This is a genomic window from Ensifer sp. (genome assembly GCF_035999135.1).
Taxonomy (GTDB): Bacteria; Pseudomonadota; Alphaproteobacteria; order Rhizobiales; family Rhizobiaceae; genus Ensifer.
On the sequence record NZ_DASYGZ010000211.1, the window covers coordinates 24590 to 35785 of the forward strand.

Sequence of the window (11196 nt, forward strand, 5' to 3'; positions counted from 1 at the left end):
GGAATATGCCTCTGCGCGCGCTGATAGCACGTTCCCGTGGAAACTGACAGGGCTGCGCCAACAATTCGGGAGAAACCCACATGGACGAACTCGCCATCGCCGATCGCCGCAGCTTGCGCAGGAAGTTGAGCTTCTGGCGCCTTGTCGTGGCAGGGCTGCTCCTTCTGGCGGCGCTTGCGATCTTTGTCTGGTCGGGCGGCGCCGACGATGTCGGCCGCAACCGGAACCATGTGGCGCGCGTCACCATCACCGGCCTGATCCAGGATGATCGCGAGCTGCTCGACCGTCTTCAGAAGATCGCCGACAACGACAGCGTCAAGGCGCTTGTCGTGACCATCTCGTCTCCCGGCGGCACGACCTATGGCGGCGAGGTGCTCTATAAGGCGATCCGCAAGGTCGCGGCCAAGAAGCCCGTCGTTTCCGATGTGCGCACGCTTGCAGCTTCGGCCGGCTACATGATTGCGCTGGGCGGCGACACCATTGTCGCGGGTGAAAGCTCGATTACCGGCTCCATCGGCGTCATCTTCCAGTATCCGCAGATCAAGGAGCTGATGGACAAGCTCGGGGTCTCGCTGGAATCGATCAAGTCGCGCCCGCTCAAGGCCGAACCGTCGCCCTTCCATCCGGCAAGCGACGAGGCCAAGGCGATGATCCAGGCGATGATCGATGACAGCTACGCCTGGTTCGTGGACCTGGTTGCCGAGCGCCGCAAGCTTCCGCGTCCCGATGCGCTGCTGCTCGCCGACGGGCGGATTTTCACCGGGCGACAGGCACTGAAAGCCAAGCTCGTCGACACGCTTGGTGGCGAAGACGAAATTCGTGCCTTCCTGGTTGAGAAAAAAGTGTCGAAGGACCTGCCGATCGTCGATTGGGAAGCACCGCGGAAAACCCTGCCATTTGGCCTCGGCGCGGTGGCCGCCAACTGGATCAAGATGTTGGGATATGACGCTTTTCCGGCAATGAGCGGGTTCGAAAAAATTGCGGGCGACAAGTTGTTTCTTGACGGTCTTGTTTCGGTTTGGCAGGTTGATGGTCAATGAGGAAGGCGACATATGCGAAGCCTGAACCGTCGAGGGGCCGGCGGCGCGGTCGCAGCGTCTGCCACACTCTGGCGGTAATCACCATGCAGACCGAAAAAGCAAAACAAACAAGAATTTGAGGGGGCGACAGTGATCAAGTCAGAACTGGTGCAGATTGTTGCAGCTCGCAATCCGCATCTCTATCACCGCGACGTCGAAAACATCGTCAATGCGGTCCTCGATGAGATCACGGACGCACTCGCGTCAGGCAACCGGGTCGAACTGCGCGGCTTCGGTGCCTTCTCGGTCAAGAACCGGCCGTCACGTTCCGGCCGCAATCCGCGCACGGGCGATTCCGTCTTCGTCGAGGAGAAGTGGGTGCCATTCTTCAAGACCGGCAAGGAATTGCGCGAGCGCCTCAATCCCGGCATGAACGGCGACGACGACGATTGATCGTCTTTCACCGTCGCCGGCGGCCATTCGGCGCCTCCGGCGCCATCCCGCTCCTGGAGAGCGCGGCTGTCCGGCCAAGATGGAGCGCTTGAATGTTCAAGAAAATCATCAATATCGTTGTGCTTGTTCCGGTCGGCGTCATCCTGATCGTACTCAGCGTCGCAAACCGTCAAAGCGTGACCATGGCGTTGAACCCGTTCCGCCCGGAAGACAGCGTGCTTGCGGTCAGCGCGCCCTTCTTCGTGTTCCTGTTCCTGGCCGTCATCGTCGGCATGGTGCTCGGAGCGGCGGCAACCTGGTTCAGCCAGGGCAAGCATCGCCGCCGCGCACGCACGGAGGCGAGCGAAGCGTTGAAATGGCATCGTGAGGCTGAGAAGCACCGCAGCCAGGCCGAAAAGCTCGCGACCCAGGCGACACTCGCCGCTCCGCAGAACTGACCGCCGCGTCCCGTCGGCCGCAGACGATCGGCGGCCGAAGGCTATGGATTGGATCCGCCGGCCGTTTCCGTCCCGTTGCCGACGGCTGCGCCGAAATCGGCGAAAAATTGCTGCGCCAGCTTCTTGGCGGTCGAATCGACAAGCCGTGAACCGAGCTGGGCGAGCTTGCCGCCGATCTCCGCCTTCACGTCGTAGCGCAGCACCGTTTCCGAACCATCCGCGATCAGCGTGACGTCGGCGCCGCCCTTGGCGAAGCCGGCGATGCCGCCCTTGCCTTCACCTGAAATCGTGTAGCTTTCGGGCGGATTGAGGTTGGAAAGCACGACGTTGCCGGCAAACGAAGCCGAGACCGGGCCGATCTTGATTTTCACGGCGGCCGCAAGCTCGTTCGGTGAGGTCCGCTCCAGTGATTGACAGCCGGGAATGCACCGCTTGAGGATATCCGGATCGTTGAGGCCGCGCCACACCGCATCGCGGCTGGCCGCAATCCGCTCTTCGCCGGTCATGTCCATGCGCGTTCCTCCCCTTTTCGCTCGGCGCGTCGGCATCGACGCGCAGAGGTCACAACAACACTTTATACTTGTTGCGGAATTTAGGCCTCCCGCCGAATTTGGCTCGGGCAATTCTGCAACGGGTTCTTGCACGCCGATCTTCGCAAAACGGAAACGGCTTTGCCAAGAGCATCAGCGATGCTATTTGCACCTCAATGGATGTCGCGGTCCGACAAAGGCTGCGGCGACAAACCTCATGGCGTCTGCCCGTTTCTGCTCGATAGTGCGCAGGGCAGGCGAAACATGCACCAACAAAGCCCAGGGATACCATCGTGAAGGAAAAGGACCGGCGGTCGAAAAATGCGTCCGTGACGACGGCCAAGGGCCGCGGCGCCGAGGCGCGAGGCGGCGGTCGCCACGATCCGAAGCGGCCGGCTCCACCAAAGGGTGGTGGTTTCGGCAAGGACCGCCCGGCGCGCCCGTCGGCAACCCGGGATACCGAGACGCATGAAAGGCCATCCAGGCAGTCGGCGGCGCCGGAGGCGCCTGCGCGCGTGATCGCGCGGCGCACCGGCGACAAGCCGGCCGAGCGCGTGCCGCTGATCCTGGAGACGGTCGGCGCCTCCGGCTACCACCTGATCGACAGCGGCGCCGGCGAGAAGCTCGAGCAGTATGGTCCCTATCGCATCGTGCGCCCAGAGGCGCAGGCGCTGTGGCCGCGCAGTCTTCCCGACCACGTCTGGGAGAATGCCGACGCGATCTTCACCGGCGATACCGACGAGGATGGCATGGGTCGCTGGCGCTTTCCAGGCGCCGTGCTCGGCGAAACCTGGCCGATGCAGCTGCTCGACACCGATTTCCACGGCCGCTTCACCTCGTTTCGCCATGTCGGCGTCTTTCCCGAGCAGCTGGCCCACTGGAGCTGGGTTAAGGACCAGGTCGAGGCGGCCGGCCGCCCGCTCAAGGTTCTGAACCTCTTCGGTTATACCGGCGTCGCCTCGCTGATCGCCGCCAAGGCCGGCGCCGAGGTCACCCATGTCGATGCCTCGAAGAAGGCGATCGGATGGGCGCGCGAGAACCAGGCGCTGGCACGCGCCGAAAAGCTGCCGATCCGCTGGATCTGCGACGACGCGATGAAGTTCATCCAGCGCGAGGAGCGCCGCGGCAGCCGCTACGATATCATCCTCACCGATCCCCCGAAGTTCGGACGCGGTCCGAACGGCGAGGTCTGGCAGCTGTTCGACCACCTGGCGGCGATGCTCGACATCTGCCGGGAAATCCTGTCGCCGGAGGCGCGCGGCCTGGTGCTGACCGCCTATTCCATCCGGGCGAGCTTCTATTCGATCCATGAACTGATGCGCGAGACGATGCGCGGCCACGGCGGCCGGGTGGAGTCGGGCGAACTCATCATCCGCGAGGGCGGGCTTGACGGCCGCGAGCCGGGCAGGGCGCTTTCGACCTCTCTCTTCAGCCGCTGGGTACCGCAATGAGCAATGACAGAAGCGAGCACGGCACGGGCCGTGTCGGTCAGGTGAAGGAGGTCACGAGCCTCACCAACCCGATCATCAAGGACATTCGCGCGCTCGCACAAAAGAAGCACCGCGACGAGACGCGCTCCTTCATGGCCGAAGGGCTGAAGCTGGTGATCGACGCGCTCGATCTCGGCTGGAAGATCAAGACGCTGATCTATGCCAAGGCCGCCAAGGGCAAGCCGCATGTGGAGCAGGTGGCGGCCAAGACCGTCGCCAAGGGCGGCCTGGTGCTGGAAGTCAGCGAGAAGGTGCTGTCGACGATCACCAGGCGCGACAACCCGCAGATGGTCGTCGGCATCTTCGAGCAGCGCTACCAGTCGCTGAAGGAACTGAAGCCCGAACTCGGCGAGACCTATGTGGCGCTTGACCGGGTTCGCGATCCCGGCAATCTCGGCACCATCATCCGCACCGCCGACGCCGCCGGTGCTTCCGGCATCATCCTCGTCGGCGAGACCACCGATCCGTTCTCGCTCGAGACCGTGCGCGCCACCATGGGCTCGGTCTTTGCCATGCCCGTCGCCCGCGCGAGCGCCGAGGACTTCATCCGCTGGCAGAAATCGGCCGGTGTGAAAGTGGTCGCCACCCATCTCGCCGGCGCCGTCGACTACCGCACCATCGATTACAAGTCGAAGCCCGTGGTGATCCTGATGGGCAACGAGCAGGCCGGATTGCCGGAAGAGCTTGCCCGGGAAGCCGGCGCGCTCGCGCGGATCCCGCAGGCCGGCCGCGCCGACTCCCTCAATCTCGCGATCGCCACCGGCATCATGCTGTTTGAGGCACGTCGCCATCTTTTGACCCTGGATGCCCGCGCATGAGCGAGAAGCAGGTGCTGTTTTCCAGGCCGGTTCCGATCGCGGTCTTCATCATTCTTGCCCTGGCCGCCGACCAGGCGATCAAGTACCTGGTTGAGGTCTACCTGCCGTTCAACCAGGCGGTCCACGTCGTGCCGATGCTGGCGCTCTATCGCACCTATAATTACGGTGTCGCCTTCTCCATGCTCTCGGGCATGGAGGGCTGGTTCATCGTCGGCATGCGGCTCACCGTCTGCGCCTTCGTGCTCTGGCTTTGGAAGCGCACGCCGAAGGATCGGTTCTTCGCCCATTTCGGCTATGCGCTGATCATTGCCGGCGCACTCGGCAATCTCGTCGACCGGCTGCTCTTCGGCTACGTGATCGACTACATCCTCTTTTACACCGCAACCTGGTCCTTCGCCGTCTTCAATCTGGCCGACACCTTCATCACCATCGGTGCGGGCGCGATCATCCTCGATGAGATATTGCACGCGAAAAAGGCCGATCGGTAAGATTTTACCGAAGCGTTGAAGCCAATCGGAACGCTTGCCGTGCTAGCCGGTTGGCATGAGCGAACCGTCACGATTGCTGGAGCGGATCGAAACCGGCTTCGGGAGTGAAGCCCGGACCCGGAGAGACGCGCCCGTGGCGGAGGTCGTCGACGTGCTGCCGGCGGTCCTGCCGCGCAAGGCGGCCGCCTCGGCCAGGCGCTCGGCGCGCAGCAAGATCACCCTGGCGCTGTTCGGGCTGGTCGCCTCTAGCCTCATCGTCGTCATCGGCATCAACGCCGGCTTTTATCTGTTGACCGGAGCCGTCGCCGCCGCCGGGCTGGTCGGTGTGCTGCTCCTTTCCGCCGAAGCCATGCGTTCGTTCGACCAGGCGCACACAAGCGACGAGGCCGAGAGAGACAGCGACTGGCACCGTTCCGAAACCTCGGCACTGCTGTCGACCATTCACGACGCGCTCGGCGACCTTGCGATCATGCGCGGCATGGACGGAAAGATCGTTCATGCCAATGCGGTCTTCCAAAAGCTGTGCGGAGAGGTGGACGCACGCGGGCAGAGCTGTGCCGCTTTCGGTTTCAGCTTTGAACCGAAGGCAGCACCCAATCATTATCTCGTGCGCATCGCCACGCTGGACGGTATCCGCCTGTTCGACTGGCACGATGTGATCGCGCGCGACCCGGCAAGCGGCAAGCTGATGCGCCACAGCATCGCGCGCGACGTCACCGAGGAGGCGAGGGCCGCGCGCGAGCGCGAGGCTGCCCGAAGGCGCGCGGAAGAGGCAAGCCGCGCCAAGTCGCAGCTGCTTGCGACCGTCAGTCACGAGATCCGCACGCCGCTCTCCGGGATCCTCGGGATGAGCCACCTGCTTGGCCAGACGCGCATGTCGAGCGAGCAGAAGAACTATCTCGCCGGCATGCAGCAATCCGGGCACGCTTTGGTCCAGCTCGTCGAGGACCTGATCGACTTCTCGTCGCTCTCGGCCGGTCGTTTCCAGTTTCGTCCGAGCCGGCAGGATCCGCGCGGCGTCATCGAGAGCGTGGTGGAAATGCTGTCCAGTCGCGCCCATGGGAAGGGCATCGAGATCGCCGCCACCGTTGCCGCCGACGTGCCCGCGCTGATGGCCTTCGACGCGGCGCGCCTGCGGCAGGTGCTCTTCAACGTGATCGGCAATGCAGTCAAATTCACGGACGTCGGCGGCGTCTTTGTTGGTGCCGACAAGGTCGAAGGCTGCGTGCGCATCCGGATCGACGACACCGGGCCGGGCATGACGCCGGACGAATTGACGCGCATCTTCGAAGAGTTCGAGCAGGCAGGCAGTGACGAGCAGCGCGCCAAGGGCACGGGCCTTGGTCTCGCCATCTCCCGGCGGATCATGCAGGCCTGCGGCGGCAGCCTGACGGCGGCAAGCGCGCCGGGTCGCGGCAGCCGTTTCGAGATCCGCCTGCCGTTTGCCGAGGTCGAGCCGGTTGACGACAAGCGCCGGTCCTCGCTTGCCGCATCGCATGTACTGGTCATGGCGCCGGATGGCCCGGCTTCCGCAGCACTCGCCGCGACGATCGCAACACTCGGTGGACGCTGCCACCGGGCAACGACGTTGTCGGCCGCCCAGCATGTGCTGGCGGACGTTCTTTCCGGCGGCGCACCCTTGACGGACGTGATCGTCGACCACCGTCACGCGCAGCAATACAAGCAGCTGCTTGCGCTGCAGCCGGCCGTTGGGCGGCTGGAGGTGCGGCGCACCTACCTGATCAACCCGGAAGAACGCAACAGCCATCCGGTCAACCAGATGGACGGCTACGAGGCCTGGTTGATCCGGCCGTTGCGCGAAAAATCCCTGGTCGAAGTTCTGCTCGGCCGGCTGAAGGGCATCGAGAAGCGCGATGCGATCAACGACAACCGGCCGATGCTGCGCGAAGAGCCCGCAACGGTACCCGTGCAGTTGCAGGCGGAGGGCATCCTTCTGGCCGAAGACGACCCGGTCAATGCGCTGATCATTCGCACCGTGCTGCAGCGGGCCGGACATCAGGTCCGTGTGGTCGGCGACTTTCCGGGTGTCGTCGAGGCGCTTTCGGCCTCCGGTGGTCGCCCATTGCCGGCGCTCCTCGTCACGGATCTCAACATGCCGGGCGGCGACGGGCTTACGGTGCTGCAGGCCCAGCGCGACCGTGAAGCGGCGCGATCGCAGGGCCGCCTGCCGGTCATCGTTCTGACCTCCGATACGCGCAAGGACATGCGCGACCGCCTCATGGCAGCGGGCGCCGACGCGGTGTTGGCAAAGCCGGTCGAGCCGCAACTTTTGAACGCCGAGATCGCGCGCCTTCTACGCCAACGTTAACTCCGGCGGCGGTAACGGTAACCATTCGGGAGCGGGGGTTGTGCGCCGCTTTCATGTCACTATGTTGTTGCAGAAACGTGGTCTAAGCCCGGCAGACAGATTTGATTCGGGATGACGCGGATGGCCATCGAGCTACTGGATTCAGCGAACGTGGTTGACACCTCTCAGGCTTGCATCGGCAGAAAGGCTGCCGTCCCGGCGACGGACGTGCTGGGTCGGATCGCCAATCTGGAGACGCGTCTTGCCCGTACCGCATCGGAGATCGATGCCGCCCAGGCTGTGCGCTACAAAGTTTTCGTCGAGGAGATGAAGGCGCAGGTTGGCCCCGAAGCCGACCGGCGGAAGCGCGACGTCGACAGCTGGGATGCGATCTGCGATCACCTCCTGGTGCTCGACACCGCAATCGAGGGCGATACCGAGGAACAGATCGTCGGCACCTATCGCCTGTTGCGCCAGGATGTCGCCGAGCGGTCGGGCGGTTTCTACTCTGCATCCGAATTTGCCATCGACGCGCTTCTCACCCGCCATCCGACCAAGCGCTTCATGGAGCTCGGCCGTTCCTGCGTGTTGCCGGAATACCGCACCAAGCGCACGGTCGAGCTTTTGTGGCAGGGCAACTGGGCCTACGCGCTGAAATACGGCGTGGATGCGATGTTCGGCTGCGGCTCGTTCCCGGGTGTCGTGCCGGCCGAGCATGCACTGGCTCTGTCCTTCCTGCACCACAACATTCGCGCCCGCGACGACTGGGCCGTCAGCGCTCGGCCCGAGCTGCACCGGACGATGGACCTGATGCCGTCCGAGGCGATCAATGCCAAGAAGGCGCTCGCCGCCCTGCCGCCCTTGATCAAGGGCTACATGCGCCTCGGCGCCATGGTCGGTGACGGTGCCGTGGTCGACCACGCGTTCCGCACGACCGATGTTCTGATCGTTCTGCCGATCAGCAATATCTCCGGCCGCTACCTCAACTATTACGGTGCCGATGCCGGCCGTTTTGGCGGCGCCGTCTCCTGATCGACCCCTTTCGGGGTTAACCAAATATTAATGATCAGTTTGACTTTAAGGGTCGAAAGAGAGACATGTATTGTCATGTTCTTCTCTAGTTTCATGACGAACGAATAGAGAAAATAAATGGAGAAACTGCCGGTCTTCCGGGGATTGGCAGAATAGGGTTCCCAAGACTCCTGCTTTCATTACCTTAAACATAAATGCATTGCCTGTTATTAAGCCCGCCTCCTTTTTGGGAGGCGGGCTTTTTTCTGCGCCAGGCTTGTTTCGAAGTGATACGTCGCGGCCGCGAACTGGTCTGCCTCGAGACGGCTGTATCAAAATGACACGGCCGTCCGCGGCGAAGGTCCTACATGCCGGCGTTGTAGGCTGCGATCGCCGCCATGTTGACGATGTCGGAATCCTTCGCCGACATCGACACGATCTGGATCGACTTGTCGAAGCCGACGAGCAGCGGGCCGATCACGGTCGAGCCGCCGAGTTCCTGCAGCATCTTGGTCGAGATCGACGCCGAGTGGAACGCCGGCATGACGAGCACGTTGGCCGTGCCGGAGAGCCGGCAGAACGGATACTGTTCCATCACCTTCGGATTGAGCGCCACGTCGGCGGCCATTTCGCCGTCATACTCGAAGTCGACGCGACGCTTGTCGAGGATGTTGACCGCTTCGCGCACCCGCTCCGAGCGCTCGCCCGAGGGATGGCCGAACGTCGAGTAGGCAAGCATCGCCACCCGCGGCACATAACCGAGACGCTTGGCGAGGCCTGCAGCCTCCTCGGCGATATCGGCCAGTTCCTCGGCCGTCGGCATGTCGTGCACGGCCGTATCGGCAACGAGCACGGTGCGGCCGCGGCAGAGCGCGATCGAGACGCCGATGACGCGGTGGCCGGGCTTCGGATCGATGCAGCGGCGCACGTCCTCGAGTGCCGTCGAATAGTTGCGGGTGAGACCCGTCACCATGCCGTCGGCGTCCCCGAGCGCCACCATGCAGGCGGCGAAGTGGTTGCGGTCGTTGTTGATCAGGCGCTGGGCGTCACGGAAGAGGAAACCCTTCCGCTGCAGGCGAGCGTAAAGGTAGTCCGTGTAGGCGCTGACGCGCTTCGACAGCCGCGCGTTGACGATCTGGATGCCGGGGCGGTCGAGATCGATGCCCTCGCGCTCCGCCGTCTCGCGCATGCGCTCCTCGCGGCCGAGCAGGATGGCGGTGCCGAGCTGCTGGTTGGCATAGGCGATCGCTGAGCGCATGACCTGCACCTCTTCGCCTTCGGCAAAGACGATGCGCTTGGGCTGGCGCCGAACGCGCTCGTAGATGCGCTGCAGCGTCGAGGCGATCGGGTCGCGCCGGGCCGACAGCTGGCGGCCATAGGCTTCAAGATCGGTAATCGGCTTGCGGGCGACGCCGCTTTCCATTGCGGCTTTCGCGACGGCCATCGGGATCGAGGAGATCAGTCGCGGATCGAAGGGAACCGGGATGATGTATTGCGGACCGAAGCGCGGCCGGTTGCCCTGATAGGCGGCGGCGACATCGTCGGGCACGTCTTCCTTGGCAAGGCTCGCCAGCGCTTCCGCTGCGGCGATCTTCATCTCGTCGTTGATGGTCGTGGCGCGCACGTCGAGTGCGCCGCGGAAGATATAGGGGAAGCCGAGCACGTTGTTGACCTGGTTCGGGTAGTCCGAACGGCCGGTGGCGACGATCGCGTCGTCACGGATGCGGGCGACTTCCTCCGGGGTGATTTCCGGATCCGGATTGGCCATGGCGAAGATGATCGGCCGCGGCGCCATCGAGCGCACCATGTCCTCCGAAAGGGCGCCCTTGGCCGAGAGGCCGAACACCACGTCGGCGCCGTCCATCGCCTCGGCGAGCGTGCGGCGATCGGTCTTGACCGCATGGGCCGATTTCCACTGGTTCATGCCCTCGGTGCGGCCTTGGAAGATCACGCCCTTGGTGTCGCACAGGATGACGTTTTCCGGATTGAAGCCCATCGACTTGATGAGTTCGATGCAGGCAATCGCTGCCGCGCCTGCGCCGTTGCACACAAGCTTCGTCGTCTTGAAGTCGCGGCCGGTCAATGCCAGCGCATTGATGAGGCCGGCCGCGGCGATAATGGCGGTGCCGTGCTGGTCGTCGTGGAACACCGGGATGTCCATGACCTCGCGCAGCTTCTGCTCGATGATGAAACAGTCCGGTGCCTTGATGTCTTCAAGGTTGATGCCGCCGAAGGAGGGGCCGAGGAAGCGCACGCAGTTGATGAATTCGTCGACGTTTTCGGTGTCGACTTCAAGGTCGATCGAATCCACGTCGGCAAAGCGCTTGAACAGCACCGCCTTGCCTTCCATGACTGGCTTGGAGGCCAGCGCCCCGAGGTTGCCGAGGCCGAGAATGGCGGTGCCGTTGGAAATCACGGCCACCATGTTGCCGCGCGTCGTGTAGTCGTAGGCGGTGTTCGGATCCTCGGCGATCGCCTTCACCGGCACGGCAACGCCCGGCGAATAGGCAAGCGACAGGTCGCGCTGGGTGGCCATCGCCTTGGTGGGGGAAATCTCCAGCTTTCCGGGGCGACCCTGCGAGTGAAAATCAAGCGCTTCCTGCGCGGTGACGCTCGTCATGGTGCGATCGGTCTTGTCGGTG

General features: G+C 63.7%; 10 protein-coding genes. 8 read left to right on the forward strand and 2 right to left on the reverse strand.

All coding sequences use genetic code 11. The features are described 5' to 3' along the window. The first annotated feature begins 80 nt into the window (after positions 1-80). The 3 genes from sppA (at position 81) to VGO12_RS28685 (ending at position 1909) form a co-directional block, all read left to right on the forward strand. Entirely contained in the window at positions 81-1040 is a 960-nt protein-coding gene (sppA, locus tag VGO12_RS28675; protein WP_327516129.1) for a signal peptide peptidase SppA, read from the forward strand. 129 nt (positions 1041-1169) lie between these two features. After that, positions 1170-1472 (forward strand): integration host factor subunit beta, encoded by a 303-nt coding sequence (locus VGO12_RS28680; protein ID WP_327516130.1) that lies wholly within the window; start codon positions 1170-1172, stop codon positions 1470-1472. A 92-nt stretch (positions 1473-1564) separates the two neighbouring features. Beyond that, a complete protein-coding gene (locus VGO12_RS28685) occupies positions 1565-1909 on the forward strand; it encodes a DUF1049 domain-containing protein (protein WP_327516131.1) in 345 nt (114 codons plus the stop codon). Positions 1910-1950: 41 nt separating this feature from the next. Here VGO12_RS28685 and VGO12_RS28690 read toward each other — a convergent pair whose 3' ends face one another. Continuing rightward, the gene (locus VGO12_RS28690; RefSeq protein ID WP_327516132.1) at positions 1951-2421 is read right to left on the reverse strand and encodes a carbon monoxide dehydrogenase subunit G; all 471 of its coding nucleotides are present in this window, start codon (positions 2419-2421) and stop codon (positions 1951-1953) included. Between the two features lie 311 nt (positions 2422-2732). Between VGO12_RS28690 and VGO12_RS28695 the strand changes: the two genes are divergently transcribed. The 5 genes from VGO12_RS28695 to VGO12_RS28715 all read left to right on the forward strand — a co-directional run bounded on the left by VGO12_RS28695 (position 2733) and on the right by VGO12_RS28715 (position 8575). Then, on the forward strand, positions 2733-3890 hold the full coding sequence (locus VGO12_RS28695) for a class I SAM-dependent rRNA methyltransferase (RefSeq protein ID WP_327516133.1): 1158 nt from the start codon (positions 2733-2735) through the stop codon (positions 3888-3890). Then, positions 3887-4747, forward strand: coding sequence for an RNA methyltransferase (locus VGO12_RS28700; RefSeq protein WP_327516134.1), 861 nt, complete (start codon positions 3887-3889; stop codon positions 4745-4747). Before VGO12_RS28695 ends, VGO12_RS28700 begins: the two co-directional genes overlap by 4 nt. Next, positions 4744-5235, forward strand: coding sequence for a signal peptidase II (lspA, locus tag VGO12_RS28705; RefSeq protein ID WP_327516135.1), 492 nt, complete (start codon positions 4744-4746; stop codon positions 5233-5235). The genes VGO12_RS28700 and lspA overlap by 4 nt, the downstream gene beginning before the upstream one ends. Before the next feature lie 55 nt (positions 5236-5290). After that, entirely contained in the window at positions 5291-7564 is a 2274-nt protein-coding gene (locus tag VGO12_RS28710) for an ATP-binding protein (RefSeq protein WP_327516136.1), read from the forward strand. 120 nt (positions 7565-7684) lie between these two features. Next, entirely contained in the window at positions 7685-8575 is an 891-nt protein-coding gene (locus VGO12_RS28715) for a GNAT family N-acetyltransferase (RefSeq protein WP_327516137.1), read from the forward strand. Between the two features lie 343 nt (positions 8576-8918). Here VGO12_RS28715 and VGO12_RS28720 read toward each other — a convergent pair. Further along, positions 8919-11196 (reverse strand): NADP-dependent malic enzyme (locus VGO12_RS28720; protein ID WP_327516138.1); only part of this gene is annotated, 2278 nt, incomplete at its 5' end.

Bases quoted from the DNA above. Each gene is read 5' to 3' on its own strand.
- VGO12_RS28685 (WP_327516131.1), top strand. From the start codon at position 1,565: ATGTTCAAGAAAATCATCAATATCGTTGTGCTTGTTCCGGTCGGCGTC.
- VGO12_RS28700 (WP_327516134.1), top strand. From the start codon at position 3,887: ATGAGCAATGACAGAAGCGAGCACGGCACGGGCCGTGTCGGTCAGGTG.
- VGO12_RS28710 (WP_327516136.1), top strand. From the start codon at position 5,291: ATGAGCGAACCGTCACGATTGCTGGAGCGGATCGAAACCGGCTTCGGG.
- lspA (WP_327516135.1), top strand. From the start codon at position 4,744: ATGAGCGAGAAGCAGGTGCTGTTTTCCAGGCCGGTTCCGATCGCGGTC.
- sppA (WP_327516129.1), top strand. From the start codon at position 81: ATGGACGAACTCGCCATCGCCGATCGCCGCAGCTTGCGCAGGAAGTTG.
- VGO12_RS28690 (WP_327516132.1), bottom strand. From the start codon at position 2,421: ATGGACATGACCGGCGAAGAGCGGATTGCGGCCAGCCGCGATGCGGTG.
- VGO12_RS28715 (WP_327516137.1), top strand. From the start codon at position 7,685: ATGGCCATCGAGCTACTGGATTCAGCGAACGTGGTTGACACCTCTCAG.